The organism is Streptomyces sp. NPDC048590 (genome assembly GCF_043199535.1).
Classification (GTDB): Bacteria; Actinomycetota; Actinomycetes; order Streptomycetales; family Streptomycetaceae; genus Streptomyces.
The window spans coordinates 42,088-61,769 of sequence record NZ_JBICWC010000009.1 but is presented as its reverse complement, the minus strand read 5'-3'; the positions used below and the strand labels follow the sequence as shown (position 1 = coordinate 61,769).

The following is a 19,682-nucleotide window of genomic DNA, read 5'->3' as shown; positions in this document are numbered from 1 at the left end:
CTCACGCCCCGCACCGCTCCACGAGACGCCTGGCGACCCCCGGCGCCGCCGCCCAGTGCGTGTGCAGATAGCTCGCGTGCACACCCCGCTGGACGAAGCCCTCGACCCGCCGCTCCGGCTGGTGCATACCCCAGGCGGGTGTGGCGCCGGCGCCGGGCTCCAGCACGGTCCGGTGGAACTCGTGCCCCCGCATCCGGGTCCCCGCCACCGCCAGCGAGCTGTCCGCGACCGCGACCGCCTGCCGGTAACCGAGCGTCAGCCGCTCCGACATCCGCGCGGACGCCTCCAGAACCCCGCACATCGGGCGCCCGTCCAGCTCGCGGGCCAGGTAGAGCAGCCCCGCGCACTCCGCCGCCACCGGCGCGCCCGACAGGGCCAGCTCGGCCACAGCACGGCGCAGCGGCTCGTTGGCCGACAGTTCGGGCCCGTACACCTCGGGGAACCCGCCGCCTATGACCAGCCCCGCCGTGCCCGCAGGCAGCTTCTCGTCGTGCAGCGGGTCGAAGACGGCCACCTCCGCCCCCGCGGCGGTCAGCAGTTCGGCGTGCTCCGCGTAGGCGAAGGTGAACGCCGGGCCGCCCGCCACCGCGATGACCGGACGGGTGGACGGCGCCGGGTGGAGCTCCGGCTCCCACGCCTCGTCGGGAAGGTCCGGAGCCGAACGCGCCAGCGCCATCAGGGCGTCGAGGTCGCAGCCCTCCCGTACCCGGTCGCCCATCGCCCGTACGGCGTCGACGGCCTCCGCCTGCCGCTCGGCCACCGGAACCAGCCCCAGATGGCGCGAGGGCGTCGCCACCTGCGGCGCCCGCCGCAGCACCCCGAGCACCGGCAGCCCCGACTCGTCGAGGGCCTCCCTGAGCAGCGCCTCGTGGCGGTCGGAGGCCACCTTGTTCAGGATCACCCCGCCGATCCGCACCCGCGGATCCCAGGAGGCGAAGCCGTGGACGAGGGCGGCCACCGAGCGGGACTGCGACGACGCGTCGACGACCAGCACCACGGGTGCGCGCAGCAGCTTGGACACCTGGGCGGTGGAGGCGAGTTCGCCCTGGCCCGAGGCGCCGTCGTACAGCCCCATCACCCCTTCCACGACCGCCAGGTCGCAGCCCCGCGCACCATGGGCGAAGAGCGGGGCGACCAGCTCCGGTCCGCACATGTACGCGTCGAGATTGCGCCCCGGGCGGCCCGTCGCGAGCGCGTGGTAGCCCGGGTCGATGTAGTCGGGGCCCACCTTGTGCGGCGACACCGCGAGGCCGCGCGCGGCGAAAGCGGCCATGAGACCCGTGGCGACCGTGGTCTTGCCGCTGCCCGAGGACGGCGCGGCGACGACCAGTCGGGGAACGCTCACCACTCGATGCCTCTCTGGCCCTTCTGGCCGGCGTCCATCGGGTGCTTCACCTTCGACATGTCGGTCACCAGGTCCGCGGCCTCGATCAGCCCGGCCGGCGCGTTGCGGCCCGTGATCACCACGTGCTGGGTGCCGGGGCGGTTCCGCATCACCTCGACGACCTCGTCGGTGTCGATCCAGCCCCAGTGCATCGGATACGCGAACTCGTCGAGCACGTACAGCTTGTACGTCTCGGCCGCCAGGTCACGCTTGACCTGCTCCCAGCCCTCGCGGGCCTTCTCCTCGTTGTCCAGCTGATTGTCCCGCTGGACCCACGACCAGCCCTCGCCCATCTTGTGCCAGTCGACGGTGCCGCCTTCGCCGCTCGCGCCGAGGACCTTCAGCGCGTTCTCCTCGCCGACCTTCCACTTCGCCGACTTCACGAACTGGAACACCCCGATCGGCCAACCCTGGTTCCAGGCGCGCAGCGCCAGCCCGAAGGCCGCCGTCGACTTCCCCTTGCCTATGCCCGTGTGGACGAACAGCAGTGGCCTGTTACGTCGCTGACGGGTCGTGAGTCCGTCGTCCGGTACGGATACCGGCTGTCCCTGTGGCATCAAGCGGCCCTTCGCGTAGCGGTGATGTCCTTGACCAGCCCGGCGATCGAGTCGGCGCGCAGCTCGTCGAGCGTGACGGCGGAGCCTCCCAGATCCCGGGCGAGCTCTGCGGCGAGACCGAGGCGCACATACCCCGACTCACAGTCCACGACGACCGAAGCCGTCCCTTCCGACGCGTGCAGCCGCGCCGCCCGGGCCGCCAGCGCCACCGGATCGACGCCCCCGGTCGCCCGTCCGTCCGTCACCACGACGAGCAGGGCACGCCGCGACGGATCGCGCAGCCGCTCGACGCGCAGTACGTCGTGCGCCTTCAGCAGCCCGGCCGCCAGCGGGGTGCGCCCGCCGGTGGGCAGCGACTCCAGCCGCGCGGCGGCCGCGTCCACCGACGAGGTCGGCGGCAGCGCCACCTCGGCCTCCTTGCCCCGGAAGGTGACCAGACCGACCTTGTCCCGGCGTTGGTAGGCGTCCAGCAGCAGCGACAGCACGGCGCCCTTCACGGCGCTCATCCGCTGCCGGGCCGCCATCGACCCGGAGGCGTCCACGACGAACAGCACGAGATTGCCCTCGCGGCCTTCCCGCGTCGCCTGCCGCAGATCGTCACGCCGTACGACCAGACCCCGCCCCGAACGGCCGCGTGCCCGCTGGTGCGGCGCCGCCGCCTGCACGGTCGCCGCCAGGTGCAGCTTCGTCAGCGCCCCCTCGGGCCGCCGGGACCCGGTGGTCCGGCCGTGCTCGGTACGCGCCCGGGAACGCCGCCCGGCCGCGCCCTCACCGAGACCGGGCACGCTGAGCATCTTCGTACGGAACGGCTCGCCGGCCCCCACGGGCCGCCGCTCACCCGCTCCGCCGCCCGCCGGGGGAGCGTCCCCCTCGCCGGGGCCCTGACCGCCGGAGACACCGTCGTCGGCACCCGCAGGCTCCGAGCCGCCGCCGTCGTCGCCGTCGGGGCCGGTGCCCTGCGGAGGAACTCCGCCGCCGGGACCGTCGGGACCCGGGTCGGGGTCGTCGTCGCCCCCGCCCTGCTCGTCAGCCGCGTCCCTCAGCGTGTCGTCCAGCTTGTCCTCGTCCAGCCCCGGGGCGTCGAACGGGTTCCGCCGGCGCCGGTGGGGGAGGGCCAGCAGCGCGGCCTGCCGGACGTCGTCCGCGACGACCTCGTCGCGGCCCGCCCACGCGGCCAGCGCCGTCGCCGTACGGGCCATGACGATGTCCGCGCGCATCCCGTCGACCTCGAACGCCGCGCAGGTCGCGGCGATCTGACGCAGCACACCGTCACCCAGCACCACCCGTGGCAGCAGGGCCCGTGCCGCGGTGATGCGCTCCCGCAGCGCCGCCTCCTCGTCGGCCCAGAGCGCGGCGAAGGCCGCCGGATCGTCGTCGTACGCCAGCCTGCGGCGCACCACCTCGACCCGCTCGTCCGTCTCCCGCGAGGCGGTCACCTCCACGGTCAGCCCGAAGCGGTCCAGCAGCTGCGGCCGGAGTTCGCCCTCCTCGGGATTCATGGTCCCGACGAGCAGGAAGCGGGCCGCGTGCCGTACGGAGACGCCCTCCCGCTCCACGTACGAGGCGCCCATGGCCGCCGCGTCGAGCAGCAGGTCCACCAGATGGTCGTGGAGCAGGTTGACCTCGTCGACGTAGAGGACGCCCCGGTGCGCGTCGGCGAGCAGGCCCGGTTCGAAGGCCTTCACCCCCTCGGAGAGCGCGCGTTCGATGTCGAGCGCCCCCACCAGGCGGTCCTCCGACGCGCCGACCGGGAGCTCCACGGTCCGCGCGGGACGCGGGACGCCCGGTGCCGCCTCGTGCGGGCCGTCCGGGCACGCGGGATCCGGTGCCTGGGGATCGCACGAGAAGCGGCACCCGGCCACGACCGTGACCTCCGGCATCAGCGCGGCGAGCGCCCGGACGGCGGTGGACTTGGCAGTCCCCTTCTCGCCCCGGACCAGCACCCCGCCGACCGCGGGACTGACGGCGTTCAGCAGGAGTCCCAGCCGCAGGTCGTCCTGCCCGACGATCGCGGTGAACGGATAGGGCGTACTCACGAAGCCTCCTCGATGGCGGTCACAGCTGTACGGTCCGGCCCGGCGGGTCTCCCGGGCGCGGGCGGGGCACCCGGGGCGATGAACGGCAGCCCCTCGGGGGCACCGTGCTCGATCAGCCGCCACAGCGCGTCGGTGTCCGCGTGCTCCTCGATCAGATCCCCCAACCGGTCCAGCTGTTCCTCCCGCAGCTCCCCGAAGCTGGTGTCCGGCGCGGGGACGAAGCGCCGTCCCGCGGCCCGGGCGACCTCCCGCAGGAACGCCCGCCGGAACCCGTCGCTCTCCAGCGACCCGTGCCAGTGGGTCCCCCAGACCTCGCCCACCCGGCAGCCGTCGAGGAACGGTTCGCCGCCGCTCACCTCGGCGACCCCGTGATGGATCTCGTACCCCTCCACCGGTTCCCCGAGCGCCGTACCGGCCGGGCGCTCCAGGACCTTCTCCCGGCCGAAGCGGACCCGTACCGGGAGCAGCCCGAGCCCCTCCACCACGCCGGCCCGCGACTCCACGTCGTCCTCGATCCGCTCGCCCAGCACCTGGAACCCGCCGCAGATCCCCAGCACCGGCCGGCCCTCGGCCGCCCGCCGCCGCAGCGCGTCGGCCAGGCCGCGTTCCCGCAGCCAGGCCAGCGCCTTCACGGTGCCCCGGGTACCGGGCACGACCACCAGGTCCGCGTCGGCCAGTTCCTCCGGCCGGTCGACGAACCGCACCACCACGCCCGGCTCGGCCGCCAGGGCGTCGACGTCGGTGAAGTTCGACATCAGGGGGACGGCGCACACGGCGACCCGCAGCACGTCCTCGCCGTGCGGGGGAGCCACGACGGACTCCCGCACCGTGCCGCGCATCGAGACCCGAAGCCCGTCCTCCTCGTCGATGCCCAGCCCGTGGGCGTACGGCAGGACCCCGTACGTGGGCCGTCCGGTCAGTCCGAGCAGCATGTCGAGGCCGGGTTCCAGCAGGGAGACGTCACCGCGGAACTTGTTGACGAGGTACCCCGCGATCAGCGCCTGGTCCTCCGGGTCCAGCAGCGCCGTCGTACCGAAGAACGAGGCGAACACCCCGCCCCGGTCGATGTCCCCGACCACCAGCGCGGGGAAGCCCGCGGCCCTGGCGATGCCCATGTTCACGATGTCCGTGCGCCGCAGATTGATCTCCGCCGGACTGCCGGCGCCCTCGCAGATCACCGCGTCGTACGTGCTCCGCAGCTGCTCGAGGCAGTCCACGACCGTGCCCAGCAGCGACTCCTGCCGGCCTCCGTGGTAGCCGCGCGCGCTCATCTCACCGACCGGCTTCCCCATCAGGACGACCTGGCTGGAGCGGTCACCGCCCGGCTTGAGCAGCACCGGGTTCATCAGGGCGCTCGGCTCGACGCGGGCCGCCTGCGCCTGCATCGCCTGGGCGCGGCCGATCTCCGCCCCCTCCCGGGTGACGAACGAGTTCAGCGACATGTTCTGCGCCTTGAACGGCGCGACCTTCACCCCCCGGCGCACCAGCCACCGGCAGATCCCCGCGGTGACGACGCTCTTGCCCGCGTCCGACGTGGTCCCGGCGACCAGCAGCCCGCCGCTCATCCAGCTCTCCGTCCCATGGCGATCCGGCCCGCCGCGCACACCGCGAGGGCCAGCACACTGACGCGGCGCGACAGCCGCACCGCACGTTCGATGTCGGTGACCCGCACCTCGCGGCCGTTCTCCCCGCCCAGCACCGGCCGGTGCTCCACCCGTCCGCCGTACGCGAGGGTCCCGCCGAGCCGTACACCGAGCGCCCCCGCGAACGAGGCCTCCACCGGGCCCGCGTTGGGGCTGGGATGCCGCCCCGCGTCCGAGCGCCAGACCCGCGCCGCCTCGCGCGGGCGCCCGCCGGCCGCCACCGCCAGGGCGGCGGTCAGCCGGGCGCCCGGCCAGCCGGCGAGGTCGTCCAGCCGGGCCGACGCCCAGCCGTAGCGCAGGTAACGGGGCGACCTGTGCCCCACCATCGCGTCCAGGGTGTTCACTGCCCGGAAACCGACGAGTCCGGGCACCCCGCCGATCGCGCCCCACACCAGCGCCCCCACCACGGCGTCGGAGGTGTTCTCGGCGACCGACTCCACCACGGCGCGGGCGATCCCCGGACCGTCGAGCGCCTGCGGATCACGGCCGCACAGATGGGGCAGCCGCTCCCGGGCGGCCTCGACGTCACCCGCGGCCAGCGCGCCGCCGACGGCACGGGCCTCACGGGCCAGCGAGGTCCCCCCGACGACGGACCAGGTGACGGCGGCGGTCAGCGCCACGGCGAGCGCGGGGCGGCCGCGCACGGCGCGCGCCGTCAGCGCGGCCGCGCCCGCGGCGCCCCCGGCGCAGACGAGCGTGTGGAGGGCGCCCCAGCCCCGGTGGTCACGCCACAGCAGGCCCTCGGCGCGCGCCGCGGCGCGCCCGAAGCCGGCGACCGGATGCCCCCGCCGGGGGTCACCCAGCAGCAGGTCCCCGATCAGACCGGCGGCGGCGCCGTACGCGAAGACGCGGTCGGCTCTCACCGCTCAGCCCGCGCTCGTGCCTCGAAGGGGCCGGGGGACAGCTGGTACGGCGACCGACGCAGGGCAGCCAGGCATGGCGTATGTCCTCACTCAGGGTCCGCGCCCTGGTTCGACGTGACCGGCGACGAGAGTCTCCTGGCTCCCGGATCCGCAGTTCCTCCGGCCTTCCAGTCCGCGTGCGGGCCGTGACTTCCGTGTGGAGGCTGCTCCCCGGTGACAGTGGCGGGACCGCGCCGGATTCGCACCGGCTTCCTCTGCTGTCGCCGTAAATGGCTCCGGCAGTCCACCACGCGCCGCGAATACCCGTCAACCTGCCATTGACCTGCGAGGGTTCCGTGTGCCGAGACGCACACCGGGCCGGGACACCCGAAGTGTCCCGGCCCGGTGCGTGGAGCGAGGCCGTCAGGCCACGATGAGATAGATCCCGTAGGCGACCGCCCCCGCGCACAGCGCGAAGCAGGCGTACGCGCCGGTGCGCGCCAGGGCGCCGCCACCGCCGCCCTGCGCCGACGGGACCAGCCTGGCGAGGCCGGTGATGCCCAGCGTGAAGAGACCCACCAGCGCCACGGTGACCACGAGGCTGACGCCGAAGACGGAGGCGAGTGCTGCCCAGTCGATGTTCATGCGGATTCGTCCTTACACCGTGGCCGGCCGGGCCGGGTTTTCGGCCTGGGTCTCCGGAGCGGGGATGGTGGTCTTGAGGTCCGAGGCGGGCCCGCCGACGGGCGGCGGGGTGACGGCCGCGATGGCGGTGGTGACCACGCCCGGGGGCTCCTCGGCGGTCGCGTTGACGTTGGTGTGGTCGACCGGCTTGCGGCGCGACAGCATCCAGATGGCGCCGGAACCCGCGACGAGCAGCACGGCGACGACCGCGACGCCCCAGGACCCCTGCTTGGTCAGGAACTCGGCTCCCGCCCCCACCAGGCCGGCGGCCGGAAGCGTCAGCCCCCAGGCGACGAACATCCGGGTGGCGGTGGACCAGCGGACCACGCCCCCCTTGCGCCCGAGACCGGCGCCCATCACGGCGCCGGAGCAGGACTGCGTGGTGGACAGCGAGAAGCCGAGGTGCGAGGAGGCCAGGATGACCGTCGCCGCGCTCGTCTGGGCCGCGAAGCCCTGCGGGGGACGGAGGTCGGTGAGGCCGCTGCCCATGGTGCGGATGATGCGCCAGCCGCCGAGGTAGGTGCCCAGCGCGATCGCGATCCCGGCGGAGGCGATGACCCAGACCGGCGGGTTGGAACCCGGGGAGAGGACACCGCCGGTGACCAGGGCCAGGGTGATGATGCCCATCGTCTTCTGCGCGTCGTTGGTGCCGTGGGCGAGGGAGACGAGACCGGCCGAGGCGATCTGGCCGGCCCGGTAACCCTTGGCGGTCGACTTCAGCTGGGCCTCGTCGGTGATCTTCCGGTTGAGGCGGTACGTCAGCTTCGTCGCCAGGAGGGCGGCGAGACCCGCGACCAGGGGAGCGGCGATCGCCGGCAGCAGGACCTTCGTCACGACGGTGCCGCCGTTGATCGAGGACCAGCCGGCCGACATGACCGCGGCGCCGATGAGACCGCCGAAGAGAGCGTGGGAGGAACTCGAGGGCAGGCCGACCAGCCAGGTCAGCAGATTCCACAGGATCGCCCCGACGAGCGCGGCGAAGATGACCTCGGTTCTGAGGCCGTCCTCGTTGATGATCCCGCCGGAGATCGTCTTGGCGACCTCCACGGACAGGAACGCGCCGACGAGGTTGAGCACGGCGGACATGGCGACCGCCGTCTTGGGCTTGAGAGCGCCGGTCGAGATGGTGGTGGCCATCGCGTTGGCGGTGTCGTGGAAACCGTTCGTGAAATCGAACACGAGAGCTGTCACGATCACGATCGCGAGCAGCAGCGTGATGTGTTCCATTTACCCAGGCAATCGTTCGACGTCATTGGCACGTGGAACGTAGGCAACCTTGGTGAACGGAAGATGAACTGGGCAGGGCGGCACGGTGACTCCAACCGCGTATGCCCGTTCCGCTTGTCTCCGGCTCCGGCCTCCCGCAGCCCCGTCGGCCGGTGGGGGGCCTGGCCTCGACCGGCCGACGCAGCGCACGCCCGCGCCCGAAATGCCCCACTGAAGAGACTTCGGTCACCCGCCCTAGGATCGCCGTATGGCTGATGCGGAGCGGGGCGCGATCGAAGAGGCGTGGAGCGGTGTCGTCGCGACGGCCCGGAGGACGGCGGCGGAGGGGCTGGTCGTCGGCACCTCGGGCAACGTGTCGGCGAGGGTCGGCCCGATCGTGCTGGTCACCCCCAGCGGGGTGCCCTACGACCGGCTCGGCCCGCAGGACGCCGTCGGCGTCGACCTGGAGGGCCGGCAAGTCCTGGGTGACCTCGTGCCCACCAGCGAGCTCCCGCTCCACCTGGCCGTCTACCGCGCCTGCGACGCCGCCGCGGTCGTCCACACCCACGCCGTGCACGCCACGGCCGTCTCCACCCTCGTCCCAGAGGTGCCGTTGATCCACTACGCCGCCGCCCTCCTCGGAGGCCCCGTCCGTACCGCCGCCTACGCGCGCTACGGAACCCCCGAGCTGGCGGAGAACATGCTCGGGGCGCTCCGCGGCCGCACCGGCTGCCTGCTGCGCAACCACGGCACCGTCACCTACGGCGCCACCCTCGACGAGGCATACGACCGCACCGCGCAGCTCGAGTGGATGTGCAGGCTCTGGCTCACCGCGAGCTCCGTACCCGGCCACCGCCCCAGCCTCCTCACCGAGGCCCAGCTCGACGACGTGGTCCGGGCCCTGGAGGGGTACGGCCAGCCCGGCTGAGCCCGTACGGCCCCCGCCCGCTGGCCGACGCCGTGGCGGCCCAGGAGACTGAAGCCGTGCGCCCGGCAACAGCGGCGGCAGTGGCCGCCACCTCGGTCCTCGGCGCCGGCGCGGCAGCGGTCGCCGCCGGACGCTACGCCAGCGACGCCGCCCTCGGGGCGCCCTCGCCACGCCCCTTCCCCGGCGACCGCCGTATCACCGTGCACGCCACCGCGGCGGGACGGATCACCCTGACCCGGTCCTTCCCCGCGCTGCGTCCCGGCGTGTACGGGCTGACCGGCAAGGGCATCCACGCGGTCGTGGGCCCGGTGGTCGAGGAACGGCCCCACCACGGCGCGCTCTCCGCCGACACGGTCGTCCGCGGTCTGGAGCGCGTCACCCTCGGCAGTCTCAAGCCGGGCGCGAGACTCCGGCTCACCCCGGAGCTCCACCGGGGCGACCCGCTCGCGGCCCTCGGCCTCACGCACAAGGAGGTCGAGGTCCCCGGAGAGCTCGGCCCCATGCCCGCGTGGTTCGTGCCGGGCGCCCGCGACACCTGGGTGATCACCGTGCACGGCCTGGGCACCACCAGGGAACACCCCCTGAACGTCATCGGTTTCCTGCACGACCAGCAGCTGCCGGTGCTCGACCTCGCCTACCGGGGCGACCCCGGGGCGCCGCGGTCCCCGGACGGGCTCAACCATCTCGGCGAGTCGGAGTGGCGCGACCTCGACGCCGCCATCCGCTACGCCGTGCGCTACGGGGCGGACAAGGTCATCCTCCACGGCTGGTCGTCCGGCGCCTCCATGGCCCTGCACGCGGCCGTCAGCTCCGCCCTCCGCGACCGCATCGGCGGCCTCGTCCTCGACTCCCCGGTCATGGACTGGAGGGTCACCCTGCGCGCGCTCGCCTCGGCCCGCGGCGTCCCCGCCGCACTGCTGCCTCTGGCCGTACGCGCCGCCCAGGGACAGACCGGACTGCACGGTGCCCCGCTCCTGGACACCTCCGTGCCGTCCGCCCTCCGCGTGCCCACGCTGCTGTTCCACGGGCCCGGCGACAGCCTGGCGCCCTGGGGGCCCTCCAGGGAGCTCGCCGGGCGCCGGCCGGACCTGGTGACCCTGCACCCCGTGGAGCAGGCTCCGCATGGGGCGATGTGGAACGCCGACCCGGCGGGTTACGAGGAGGCGCTCCGCCGCTTCCTCACGCCCCTGATGTGAGCTGATGGCACGGAACCGCCCGGTTGGTGACCCGGCCCCGCGGCCCCGCGAACGCTGGTGACACGGCTTCCGTTTGGGCTTTCGGCCCGTCAGAGGCAAGACTGCTCCTCGTGACGTCCCGTACCCCGCGCGACTCCAGGCTGCGACTTGTCCGCCCGCGACCCCAGGCGACCGCCCGTAAGGCCGTGACGACCCGGCGCACCAGGCCGGCCCCCCGTCCACCCGAGGGCACCCCGCCCCCGGCGGAACTGGCGCGCCAGGCCAGGGCCGTGCTCGCCGACGCCGTACGCATCGCCCACTGGGCAGCGGGTGGCACGGGCCCCGGCTCCGCCCCGCTCGCCGACCGGGCGCTGGAACGCGCCGCAGCCGCGCTGGAACTCTCCCCGGCCCAGGTCCGGGCGGGCTGGGACCGCGCGAGGCTGGCCGGACTGGTGGAGATCCACGGCACCACGGCCCGTCCGGGCTGGCGGCTGCGAGCCTGGGACCGGGACGACTCAGCCGTGCTCCGTGGCTGGGTCGCGCTCTTCGACGCCTGGTCGCTCGTCCACGCCTCGCCCGAGGGTGTCGAGGCGACCGCCGTCGCGGAGGCCATCGAGGCCGTGCCGCAGGTCCTCTCGCTGCTCCAGCTCTCGGCCGGGCCCGTCACCGTGCCCGCACTCCTGGACCTGCTGGGCCAGCGCGTCGCCGAACTGCACGAGGAGCGGTGCGAGGTGCCGTACGGCCCGCAGGAGCGGCCCGTACCGGCCGGCGAGCGGTCCGACGGCCTGAACGCCCTGCTGCTCGACTGGGCCCTGGAAGGGCTCGCGTCCGTCGGGGCCCTCACCCTGGGCGCCGGCCACGCCACCCTCACCCCACTGGGCAACTGGGCGGTCTGGGTCAAGCTGGAGCAGATCTGCGTAGCCGCCCAGAGCCCCGCCGGCAACATCGAGCAGTCGGCCGCCGACATGCTGCTCGGCTGCGCACGGCTCACCCCGGGCCCGGCCCGCGCCGAGTACCGCGCCTGGCTCGCCGCCCGGACCGTCGGCAGCGCCGTCGCCGAGCTGCTGGCCGTCGCCCGCGGCGAGGACGCGCTGCTGCGCGGACTCGCCTTCGAGGCCCTGCGCGTCGTCGGCGCACCCGCGGAGCCCGTCGTCCGCTCCGTCGTCACCGAGGCACCGCTCCGCCCGTACGCGCTGCTCTGGCTGGCCGAGTACGAGGGCACCGATCCGGACGACGCCCAGGACGTCCTCAGCCGCGAGGAGGCCACCTGGCTGTGGGTCGACACCGCCGCGGCCGTGGCCGACCACGGCGAGACGGGCCTGCTGGTGCGCCATCTCGACTCCGCCGTCCAGGGCACGGTCCCCGCGCTGCTGGAGGAGGTCCGGGCGGTCGGGCATCCGCGTACCGTCCAGGTGCTGGTAGCACTGGCCGCCGCGCACCCCGATCCGGCCCTCGCCAAGGCGGTGCGCCGCGCCGCGTTCCAGGTGCACACCGGCGGGGTGTGACCGCTCTCGGAGCCCCGGAGGGTCAGCCCGACGCCCCCGGGGCGTACGTCCCGAAGCTCCACACGTTGCCCTCGGCGTCCCGGGCCATGTAGTCGCGCGAGCCGTAGTCCTGGTCCGTGGGCGGCATCAGGATCTCCACGCCGTGGTCGGCGGCCCGTGCGTGATGGGCGTCCACGTCGTCGACGACGACGTACACCGCGGCGGGCCCCGCCCCGGCCATCGCCTCAGCGAAGGCGCCGCCGTGTCCCTTCGAGCCGAGCATCACCCTGCCGTTGCCGCAGGACAGCTCGGCGTGGACCACGGAGCCGTCCTCACCCTCGTACACCGCCTCCGCGGTGAAGCCGAGGGCCGTGGTCAGCATCCTGATCGCGGCCTGCGCGTCGTCGTAGACCAACGCGGGGAAGACCGTGGGAAGGCTGCCTGACGGAGCCATCGCGCTCACCCTCTCTCCTGCGACTCGCACCACTTCGCTGTGATGTGCGTCTCAGTCTTCCACCGCCCGCCGCTCCCCGGCCACCGACGGCGCAGGCCAGGGCCACGGCACCGACGGCGCGCGGAAAAGCAGGTGGACACCGCCAGTAGACTGAGTCCCATGGCAATTCTCCTTGTGCACTAGACGGCGTCGAGTCGTGAGCCCCGTGTCCCTCCGCCGTCCATACCGCCCTGGAGTACTTCCGTGATCACCGCCTCCGGCATCGAGCTGCGCGCCGGCGCCCGCATCCTCATCGAGTCCGCCTCCTTCCGCATCGCCAAGGGCGACCGCATCGGCCTGGTCGGCCGCAACGGCGCGGGCAAGACGACGCTCACCAAGTGCCTGGCGGGCGAGGGTGCCCCGGCCGGCGGCACCATCACCCGCAGCGGCGAGGTCGGCTACCTCCCTCAGGACCCGCGCACCGGTGACCTCGACGTCCTGGCCCGCGACCGGATCCTCTCGGCCCGCGGTCTCGACGAGATCCTGCGCAGGATGCGGGAGAACGAGGACCGGATGGCGAACGGCAAGGGCGCCACCCGCGAGAAGGCCATGAAGAAGTACGAGCGCCTGGAGACGGAGTTCCTCACCAAGGGCGGTTACGCCGCCGAGGCCGAGGCCGCCACCATCGCCGCCGCGCTCAGCCTGCCCGACCGGGTGCTCGGCCAGCCCCTGCACACCCTGTCCGGTGGTCAGCGCCGCCGTGTCGAGCTCGCCCGGATCCTCTTCTCGGACGCGGACACCCTGCTCCTCGACGAGCCCACCAACCACCTGGACGCGGACTCGATCGTCTGGCTGCGCGACTACCTCAAGACCTACCGCGGCGGCTTCATCGTGATCTCCCACGATGTCGAACTCGTCGAGACCGTGGTCAACAAGGTGTTCTACCTCGACGCCAACCGCGCGCAGATCGACATCTACAACATGGGCTGGAAGCTCTACCAGCAGCAGCGCGAGGCGGACGAGAAGCGCCGCAAGCGCGAGCGTCAGAACGCGGAGAAGAAGGCCGCGGCACTGAACTCCCAGGCCGACAAGATGCGCGCCAAGGCGACCAAGACGGTCGCCGCCCAGAACATGGCCAAGCGCGCCGAGCGCCTGCTCTCCGGGCTGGAGGCGGTGCGGGTGTCCGACAAGGTGGCCAAGCTCCGCTTCCCCGAGCCGTCCCCCTGCGGCAAGACCCCGCTGATGGCCGAGGGCCTGTCCAAGTCCTACGGCTCGCTGGAGATCTTCACCGATGTCGACCTCGCCATCGACAAGGGCTCGCGCGTCGTCATCCTCGGTCTTAACGGTGCGGGCAAGACCACGCTGCTGAGGCTCCTCGGCGGCGCCGAGAAGCCCGACACCGGGCAGGTCATCGAGGGCCACGGCCTCAAGCTGGGCTACTACGCCCAGGAGCACGAGACCCTGGACCCCGACCGCACCGTCCTGGAGAACATGCGCTCCGCCGCGCCCGACCTCGACCTCGTCGAGGTACGCAAGACGCTCGGCTCGTTCCTCTTCTCCGGCGACGACGTCGACAAGCCCGCCGGAGTGCTCTCGGGCGGCGAGAAGACCCGGCTCGCCCTGGCGACCCTGGTCGTCTCCTCCGCCAACGTGCTGCTGCTCGACGAGCCGACGAACAACCTCGACCCGGCCAGCCGCGAGGAGATCCTCGGCGCCCTGCGCACGTACAAGGGTGCCGTCGTCCTCGTCACCCACGACGAGGGCGCCGTGGAGGCGCTCCAGCCCGAGCGGATCATCCTGCTGCCCGACGGGGTCGAGGACCTCTGGGGTGCGGACTACCGGGACCTGGTCGCCCTCGCCTGATCCACGGCCCCGTGCTCCGGGGCCGGGCCGGTGATCCAGTGCGTCTGGATCATTCGGCCCATCGGTGATCCATCATCTGGGGGAGCGCGTCTCGTACCCCGGCGCGGCGCCCGGCGGATAACTGCCGGGCGCACTCATTTTCGGCCATCCCACCCCATACGGCCCTGACCTGGAACTTCTTCCCTCCGTCCGCTCCGCGGCCTCCGTACACCCCCAGGAATGCCGGACTCCGCTTGTCTCCGGCAGTCCCGGTGCGTGGAATCCGGTCCTACGTACCTTGCCGAATGGGTGGCCAGGAAGCACGGTAGGGGTGATCATGAGAGTCCAGAGCGCACTTCCTTGAGGAGGCACGGGTGGCCGAGACTCTGAAGAAGGGCAGCCGGGTTACCGGCGCCGCGCGTGACAAGCTCGCGGCAGACCTGAAGAAGAAGTACGACTCCGGTGCGAGTATCCGGGCGCTGGCCGAGGAAACGGGCCGCTCCTACGGATTCGTCCACCGGATGCTGAGTGAATCCGGAGTCACGCTGCGGGGACGCGGCGGGGCGACTCGAGGCAAGAAGGCCGCCTCGGCCTGACGGCGGCCGGAGGCCGGAGCCGGTCCAGCCGGCTCCGGGAGTTCACCGGAACATCGGGTGGCCACCCGGGCGACCATCGTGTCGTCCGGGTGGTTACTGTTCAGTTACTTGCCAGTAAGTGCTGACTGCACCCGATCCGGAGGCGCTCCATGACCTCGCTCGACCCTGTGTTCGACAAGGACGGCGTACGGCTCACCGTCGATGACGCGGTTGCCACGGTGACGCTCACCAACCCGGCCAAGCGCAACGCCCAGTCTCCCGCTCTGTGGCGGGCGTTGACCGAAGCCGGACGAGCGCTTCCCGGCAGTGTGCGGGTCGTCGTGCTGCGTGGCGAGGGCAAGTCCTTCTCCGCGGGCCTGGACCGGCAGGCGTTCGCCCCCGAGGGTTTCGACGGCGAGCCGTCCTTCCTCGACATGGCGCGTGGCCCGGAGGCCGAACTCGACGCGACCATCGCCGAGTACCAGGAGGCGTTCACCTGGTGGCGCCGCAACGACATCGTGTCGGTGGCGGCCGTCCAGGGGCACGCGATCGGTGCCGGCTTCCAGCTCGCCCTCGCCTGCGACCTGCGGATCGTCGCCGAGGACGTGCAGTTCGCGATGCGCGAGACCAGCCTCGGTCTCGTCCCCGACCTCACGGGCACGCACCCGCTGGTGCACCTCGTGGGGTACGCACGCGCGCTCGAGATCTGCGCGACCGGACGCTTCGTGCACGCCGAGGAGGCCGAACGGACCGGTCTCGCCAACCTCGTGGTGCCCGCGGACCAGCTCGAAGCCGCGGCCGCCGACCTGGCCGCCGCCCTGCTCGCCGCTCCGCGTGACGCGGTGGTCGAGACGAAGGCCCTGCTGAGCGGCGCCGTCTCGCGCCCGTACGAGGAGCAGCGGGTCGCCGAGCGGGCCGCCCAGGGCCGCCGGCTGCGCGACCTCGCGGGTCTCGCCGACTGAGACGGCTTCCGGCAGGGCCCCGTACGGCGGGGCCCTGCTCAGTTGCGCTCCGTCACCGCGGTGACCAGCACCGCCACCGTCGGGCGGTCCTCCACGGCCCCGGCCACGGCGGCGCGGACCGCCCGGGCCACGTCCAGCGCCCGGTGATCCCCCGACGTCGCGAGCTCCACCTGGAGATGGCCGACGTCGGCCTGGACCGGGCCGCCCAGCGCCCTGGTCAGTGAGACGACGCCGGGGACCCTGGCCGCCGCGGTCCCCGCGAGGTCCTCGGGTTCCGCCGTACGGACCTTCGCCCCCGCACCGGCCTCCGGCGGCGGTTCCTCCTCCAGCAGGTCGGTGACCCGGAGGTCCACCTCCTCCACCAGCAGACCGAGCCGCTGCGCCGCCGCCGACAGCAGCGCCGCCCGCAGCGCGTCGGCGGTGGCGGGCAGCGGCCTGCGGACCGTTGCGGAGAAGTCGGCCTCGATCCGCAGCGGGCCCGGCGGCAGCGCCCCGGGAGGCCCGGGCACCACCGGCTCCGGGGCGCGGGAGACGTCCGCCGAATCGATCCTGAGCTTCTCCACCGCGGCCCCCGACCCGGACGCGGCTTCCCGCAGCACCCCTGCCGCGGCCCGTTCCGTGATCCAGGAACCGTCCTCGGGGCCGCCCAGAGGGAGCAGACGTCCCAGGCCGAGCCGCTCGCGTACCGCGGCGGCCCATCCGTCGGCCCTGTGCGGGCCGTCAGCCGTAGTCATTGCTCCACCCTGCCCCATCCACGGCGCGGGACCGGGGAAGCGCACTTACTGTGGGCCACGGAAGTCCAACCCCGCCCCGAAGGGAAGAGCGGCGATGACCGAGAGCCCGCAGCGTAACCGGCCCGACAGCCCCGGCAGCCTGACCGGAGGGGACGAGGGCAGGCAGCACCAGCTCACCAAGCGCGGCGGGGGAGCTCCCGGCACCAGGGGCCGCACCACGATCGCCGACGGTGTGGTCGAGAAGATCGCCGGAATGGCGGCACGTGACGTCGCCGGTGTCCACGCCATGGGCAGCGGCCTCTCCCGGACCTTCGGCGCGGTGCGCGACCGGGTCCCCGGCGGAGGCAAGTCCGTCAGCCGCGGCGTGAAGGCGGAGGTCGGCGAGTCCCAGGCCGCCCTCGACCTGGAGATCGTCGTCGACTACGGGGTGGCGATCAGCGAAGTGGCCCGTGACGTGAGGGAGAACGTCATCGCGGCCGTGGAGCGGATGACCGGCCTCGAAGTCGTCGAGGTCAACATCGCGGTCACGGACGTCAAGCTGCCCGACGAGGAGGACGACGAGGAAGAGTCCGCGTCCCGCGTCCAGTAGGTCTCTCCAGCGCGGCAGTTGAGGAGTGAACGATGAGCATGGCAGTGGTCGGCATGGTGGCCGGCATGGCACTCGGCTTCGCCGGTTACTTCGGCGGCTTCGGAGCCTTCCTGCTGGTGGCCGCACTGGGCGCGATCGGTTTCATCGCCGGCCGCTTCCTGGACGGTGACCTGGAGCCGGGCGACCTCTTCCGGAGTCGCGACCGCGGCGACCGGCGACGGTGACGGCGGCGACAGGCCGGGTCCCCGCCGCTGGGCGGGGGGAGACCCGGATCGCGGACAGGGTCGTCGCCAAGATCGCCGCCCAGGCGGCGAAGGAGGCCGTCGGCGAACGGCCCCCGGACGGCGACGCTCCGCGCGCCACCGTCACCGTGCACCGCGACACCGCCAGGGTGAGGGTCAGCCTCGATCTGCCCTACCCCTGCGACATCGGCCGCCGGAGCGCGGCGGTGCGTCGTCGGGTGACCGAGCGGGTAGGAGCACTGGCGGGTATGGACGTACCCGAGGTGGCCGTGCGGGTCGAGCGGCTGCATCCGTCCGCGGAGGGCACCGCACCGGAGGGGAGCACCCGATGACCGAGCCCCACGAGCCGGACGACAGCACCCGGCGTCTGCCCACGGTGGAGACACCGGCCGGCGGGGTGCTCGAGATGGACCAGTCGGCGTCCGGCTCCTCCTACGAACCGGTCCACGCCCCCGGCGGCAGGACCGGCCGCTTCCGGTCCGGACGCAGGATCCCCGCGGCCGTGGTCGCCCTGATCCTCCTCGGAGGTGCGGGGCTCCTGCTGTACGACATCGCGGCGGTGCGCGCCGGTCACCCCGCGATGCAGTGGCGCCGCACCGCCGCCGACGACCTGGCGTCCCGTCACCTCGACGACGTATGGGTCCTGGCGGGCTCGGCCCTGGCCGCCGCGCTCGGCCTCTGGCTGCTCCTGCTGGCACTCACCCCCGGACTGCGCGCCCTGCTCCCGATGAACCGTCGTCACCCCGGCGTACGGGCCGGGCTCGACCGGACCGCGGCCGCCCTGGTCCTGCGGGACCGGGCGGTGGAGGTGCCGGGGGTGCAGTCGGTGCGGGTGAAGATGGGCCGGCGCAGGGCGAAGGTGCGCGCGGTGTCGCACTTCCGGGAACTCGACGACGTCCGGGCCGACCTGGACACCGTGCTGGGTGAAGCGGTCGGGGAGCTGGACCTCGCGAGGCCGCCGGGCCTCTCCGTGCACGTACGCCGGACGGCGAAGAAGGGGTGACCCCGTGATCAAGACCGTCAACAGGCTCCTGCTCGGGCTGGTGGGGCTGATCCTCGTCGTCGTCGGCGGGGCCGTCCTCGCTGCGGGCCTCGGAGCGTCCGTCCCCTCCTGGTGGCCCTTCGACGGCCCCGACGACGTCCTGCTCAGCAAGGCCGACCGGTACCGGTGGCGGGACGAGGGATGGTGGTGGCCCGCGGTCATCGCCGTCCTCGCCGTTCTGGTGATCCTCACCCTGTGGTGGCTCCTCGCCCAGCTGCGCCGCGGCCGTCTCGCCGAGGTGCTGGTCGACAGCGGCGACGGCGAGGGGGCGCTGCTGCGTGGCAGGGCCCTGGAGGGGGTGCTCGCCGACGAGGCGAACAGGCTCGACGGGGTGTCCGATGCCAAGGTCGCCCTGACCGGCCGGCGCACCGCCCCCCGGGCCAGGGTCCGGATGATGATGGAGCCCCATGTCTCGCCCGGCATGGCGCTGCGCGGGCTCTCCGAGGGGGCGCTGAACCACGCGCGGACCTCGGCCGGGCTGGAGGAGCTCCCGGCCGAGGTCCGGCTGAAGGCGGTCAAGCACCGGGCGCGGCGGGTGAGCTGAAGCGTGGGCGCCGGGGAGCCGGAGTCAGAATCCGTGCCGGGCGCCGCCGTCGACCGGCACCATGATCCCCGTCAGGTAGGAGGCCGCCGGGGAGAGCAGGAAGGCCGAGGTCTTCCCGAACTCCTCCGGGGTGCCGTAGCGCCGCAGCGGGATACGGGCCTCGTTCGCCGCGCGTGAGGCCTCGGCGTCGCCTGACAGGGCGTCGAGTTCACGCACCCGGTCCGTGTCGATCCGGGAGGGCAGCACGCCGACGACGCGGATGCCGCGGGGTCCCAGCTCGTCGGCGAGGGACTTGGCGAAGCCGGCGAGACCGGGACGCAGCCCGTTGGAGATCGTCAGGCCGCCGATCGGCTCGTGCACCGAACCGGACAGCACGAAGCCGATGACACCGCCCTCGCCGAGGGCCTCGGCCGCCGTACGGGCCAGGCGCACGGCGCCGAGGAAGACCGACTCGAACGCCGACTGCCACTGGTCGTCCGTGTTGTCCGCCAGGAAGCCGGGGGCGGGACCGCCCACGCTGACGAGAATGCCGTCCAGCCGGCCGAAGCGTTCCTTCGCGGCGTCCACGAGCCGCCTGGCGGCCAGCGGGTCGGCGTTGTCCGCGCCGAGCCCGACGGCGTCCGGGCCCAGTTCGGCGGCGGCCTCGGCGGCGCTCTTCTCGTCCCTGCCGGAGATGATCACCTTCGCGCCGTCGGCGGCGAGAGCGCGCGCGGTGGCGTTGCCCAGCCCGCGGGTCGCGCCGGTGACGATGTAGACACGGTCCTTCAGTCCAAGATCCAT

21 protein-coding genes and 1 riboswitch are annotated in these 19,682 nt (G+C 73.4%); of the genes, 11 read left to right on the top strand and 10 right to left on the bottom strand.

Features of this window, described 5'->3' with window-relative positions; translation table 11 throughout:
• Position 1: 1 nt before the first annotated feature.
• The 7 genes from ACGFNN_RS25285 to ACGFNN_RS25255 all read right to left on the bottom strand — a co-directional run bounded on the left by ACGFNN_RS25285 (position 2) and on the right by ACGFNN_RS25255 (position 8,373).
• Positions 2-1,348 (bottom strand): cobyrinate a,c-diamide synthase, encoded by a 1,347-nt coding sequence (locus ACGFNN_RS25285; RefSeq protein ID WP_393559198.1) that lies wholly within the window; start codon positions 1,346-1,348, stop codon positions 2-4.
• On the bottom strand, positions 1,342-1,941 hold the full coding sequence (gene cobO, locus ACGFNN_RS25280) for a cob(I)yrinic acid a,c-diamide adenosyltransferase (protein ID WP_393559196.1): 600 nt from the start codon (positions 1,939-1,941) through the stop codon (positions 1,342-1,344). Before cobO ends, ACGFNN_RS25285 begins: the two co-directional genes overlap by 7 nt.
• Positions 1,941-3,977: a putative cobaltochelatase gene (locus ACGFNN_RS25275; protein ID WP_393559194.1), complete on the bottom strand. Its 2,037-nt coding sequence runs from the start codon at positions 3,975-3,977 to the stop codon at positions 1,941-1,943. The genes cobO and ACGFNN_RS25275 overlap by 1 nt, the downstream gene beginning before the upstream one ends.
• A complete protein-coding gene (locus ACGFNN_RS25270) occupies positions 3,974-5,542 on the bottom strand; it encodes a cobyric acid synthase (RefSeq protein ID WP_393559192.1) in 1,569 nt (522 codons plus the stop codon). The genes ACGFNN_RS25275 and ACGFNN_RS25270 overlap by 4 nt, the downstream gene beginning before the upstream one ends.
• Complete coding sequence (locus tag ACGFNN_RS25265) at positions 5,539-6,483, bottom strand: cobalamin biosynthesis protein (protein WP_393559190.1); 945 nt, start codon at positions 6,481-6,483, stop codon at positions 5,539-5,541. Before ACGFNN_RS25265 ends, ACGFNN_RS25270 begins: the two co-directional genes overlap by 4 nt.
• A 128-nt stretch (positions 6,484-6,611) precedes the next feature.
• A riboswitch (cobalamin riboswitch) is annotated at positions 6,612-6,739 on the bottom strand.
• A gap of 146 nt (positions 6,740-6,885) precedes the next feature.
• Positions 6,886-7,107, bottom strand: a complete 222-nt coding sequence (locus tag ACGFNN_RS25260; protein ID WP_362542601.1) for a hypothetical protein — start codon at positions 7,105-7,107, stop codon at positions 6,886-6,888.
• A gap of 12 nt (positions 7,108-7,119) precedes the next feature.
• Positions 7,120-8,373, bottom strand: a complete 1,254-nt coding sequence (locus tag ACGFNN_RS25255) for an anion permease (RefSeq protein WP_393559188.1) — start codon at positions 8,371-8,373, stop codon at positions 7,120-7,122.
• Between the two features lie 247 nt (positions 8,374-8,620).
• On the opposite strand from ACGFNN_RS25255, the gene ACGFNN_RS25250 reads away from it, so the two are divergent.
• From ACGFNN_RS25250 to ACGFNN_RS25240, 3 genes are all read left to right on the top strand, one after another.
• Entirely contained in the window at positions 8,621-9,280 is a 660-nt protein-coding gene (locus ACGFNN_RS25250) for a class II aldolase/adducin family protein (protein WP_393559186.1), read from the top strand.
• A gap of 56 nt (positions 9,281-9,336) precedes the next feature.
• Positions 9,337-10,476 carry an alpha/beta hydrolase gene (locus tag ACGFNN_RS25245; RefSeq protein ID WP_393559184.1) on the top strand — a complete coding sequence of 380 codons (1,140 nt, stop codon included), beginning with the start codon at positions 9,337-9,339 and terminating at the stop codon, positions 10,474-10,476.
• 185 nt (positions 10,477-10,661) lie between these two features.
• Positions 10,662-11,960: a hypothetical protein gene (locus ACGFNN_RS25240; RefSeq protein ID WP_393559604.1), complete on the top strand. Its 1,299-nt coding sequence runs from the start codon at positions 10,662-10,664 to the stop codon at positions 11,958-11,960.
• Between the two features lie 22 nt (positions 11,961-11,982).
• Here ACGFNN_RS25240 and ACGFNN_RS25235 read toward each other — a convergent pair whose 3' ends face one another.
• A complete protein-coding gene (locus ACGFNN_RS25235; protein ID WP_393559602.1) occupies positions 11,983-12,393 on the bottom strand; it encodes a VOC family protein in 411 nt (136 codons plus the stop codon).
• Between the two features lie 243 nt (positions 12,394-12,636).
• Between ACGFNN_RS25235 and ACGFNN_RS25230 the strand changes: the two genes are divergently transcribed.
• From ACGFNN_RS25230 to ACGFNN_RS25220, 3 genes are all read left to right on the top strand, one after another.
• Complete coding sequence (locus ACGFNN_RS25230; RefSeq protein WP_393559182.1) at positions 12,637-14,235, top strand: ABC-F family ATP-binding cassette domain-containing protein; 1,599 nt, start codon at positions 12,637-12,639, stop codon at positions 14,233-14,235.
• A 353-nt stretch (positions 14,236-14,588) separates the two neighbouring features.
• Positions 14,589-14,810: a helix-turn-helix domain-containing protein gene (locus tag ACGFNN_RS25225; protein WP_006123601.1), complete on the top strand. Its 222-nt coding sequence runs from the start codon at positions 14,589-14,591 to the stop codon at positions 14,808-14,810.
• Positions 14,811-14,959: 149 nt separating this feature from the next.
• A complete protein-coding gene (locus ACGFNN_RS25220; protein ID WP_393559181.1) occupies positions 14,960-15,751 on the top strand; it encodes an enoyl-CoA hydratase/isomerase family protein in 792 nt (263 codons plus the stop codon).
• 38 nt (positions 15,752-15,789) lie between these two features.
• On the opposite strand, the gene ACGFNN_RS25215 is transcribed toward ACGFNN_RS25220, so the two are convergent.
• Complete coding sequence (locus tag ACGFNN_RS25215; protein WP_393559180.1) at positions 15,790-16,485, bottom strand: hypothetical protein; 696 nt, start codon at positions 16,483-16,485, stop codon at positions 15,790-15,792.
• 94 nt (positions 16,486-16,579) lie between these two features.
• Between ACGFNN_RS25215 and ACGFNN_RS25210 the strand changes: the two genes are divergently transcribed.
• From ACGFNN_RS25210 to amaP, 5 genes are read left to right on the top strand one after another with little or no spacing between them, the layout of a single operon-like run.
• On the top strand, positions 16,580-17,074 hold the full coding sequence (locus ACGFNN_RS25210; RefSeq protein ID WP_365527414.1) for an Asp23/Gls24 family envelope stress response protein: 495 nt from the start codon (positions 16,580-16,582) through the stop codon (positions 17,072-17,074).
• A 32-nt stretch (positions 17,075-17,106) separates the two neighbouring features.
• Entirely contained in the window at positions 17,107-17,298 is a 192-nt protein-coding gene (locus tag ACGFNN_RS25205; RefSeq protein WP_362542577.1) for a hypothetical protein, read from the top strand.
• Positions 17,295-17,648 (top strand): hypothetical protein, encoded by a 354-nt coding sequence (locus ACGFNN_RS25200; protein WP_393559178.1) that lies wholly within the window; start codon positions 17,295-17,297, stop codon positions 17,646-17,648. The genes ACGFNN_RS25205 and ACGFNN_RS25200 overlap by 4 nt, the downstream gene beginning before the upstream one ends.
• On the top strand, positions 17,645-18,319 hold the full coding sequence (locus ACGFNN_RS25195; RefSeq protein ID WP_393559177.1) for a DUF6286 domain-containing protein: 675 nt from the start codon (positions 17,645-17,647) through the stop codon (positions 18,317-18,319). Before ACGFNN_RS25200 ends, ACGFNN_RS25195 begins: the two co-directional genes overlap by 4 nt.
• A gap of 4 nt (positions 18,320-18,323) precedes the next feature.
• A complete protein-coding gene (gene amaP / locus ACGFNN_RS25190) occupies positions 18,324-18,902 on the top strand; it encodes an alkaline shock response membrane anchor protein AmaP (RefSeq protein WP_393559175.1) in 579 nt (192 codons plus the stop codon).
• Between the two features lie 24 nt (positions 18,903-18,926).
• Here amaP and ACGFNN_RS25185 read toward each other — a convergent pair whose 3' ends face one another.
• Positions 18,927-19,682 carry an SDR family oxidoreductase gene (locus ACGFNN_RS25185; RefSeq protein WP_393559173.1) on the bottom strand — a complete coding sequence of 252 codons (756 nt, stop codon included), beginning with the start codon at positions 19,680-19,682 and terminating at the stop codon, positions 18,927-18,929.

What these genes read in the sequence shown, in the direction of transcription:
- ACGFNN_RS25215 (WP_393559180.1), bottom strand. Translation starts at nt 16,485, where the DNA reads ATGACTACGGCTGACGGCCCGCACAGGGCCGACGGATGGGCCGCCGCG.
- ACGFNN_RS25205 (WP_362542577.1), top strand. Translation starts at nt 17,107, where the DNA reads ATGAGCATGGCAGTGGTCGGCATGGTGGCCGGCATGGCACTCGGCTTC.
- ACGFNN_RS25220 (WP_393559181.1), top strand. Translation starts at nt 14,960, where the DNA reads ATGACCTCGCTCGACCCTGTGTTCGACAAGGACGGCGTACGGCTCACC.
- ACGFNN_RS25260 (WP_362542601.1), bottom strand. Translation starts at nt 7,107, where the DNA reads ATGAACATCGACTGGGCAGCACTCGCCTCCGTCTTCGGCGTCAGCCTC.
- ACGFNN_RS25210 (WP_365527414.1), top strand. Translation starts at nt 16,580, where the DNA reads ATGACCGAGAGCCCGCAGCGTAACCGGCCCGACAGCCCCGGCAGCCTG.
- ACGFNN_RS25270 (WP_393559192.1), bottom strand. Translation starts at nt 5,542, where the DNA reads ATGAGCGGCGGGCTGCTGGTCGCCGGGACCACGTCGGACGCGGGCAAG.
- ACGFNN_RS25235 (WP_393559602.1), bottom strand. Translation starts at nt 12,393, where the DNA reads ATGGCTCCGTCAGGCAGCCTTCCCACGGTCTTCCCCGCGTTGGTCTAC.
- ACGFNN_RS25185 (WP_393559173.1), bottom strand. Translation starts at nt 19,682, where the DNA reads ATGGATCTTGGACTGAAGGACCGTGTCTACATCGTCACCGGCGCGACC.
- ACGFNN_RS25250 (WP_393559186.1), top strand. Translation starts at nt 8,621, where the DNA reads ATGGCTGATGCGGAGCGGGGCGCGATCGAAGAGGCGTGGAGCGGTGTC.
- ACGFNN_RS25195 (WP_393559177.1), top strand. Translation starts at nt 17,645, where the DNA reads ATGACCGAGCCCCACGAGCCGGACGACAGCACCCGGCGTCTGCCCACG.
- cobO (WP_393559196.1), bottom strand. Translation starts at nt 1,941, where the DNA reads ATGCCACAGGGACAGCCGGTATCCGTACCGGACGACGGACTCACGACC.
- ACGFNN_RS25255 (WP_393559188.1), bottom strand. Translation starts at nt 8,373, where the DNA reads ATGGAACACATCACGCTGCTGCTCGCGATCGTGATCGTGACAGCTCTC.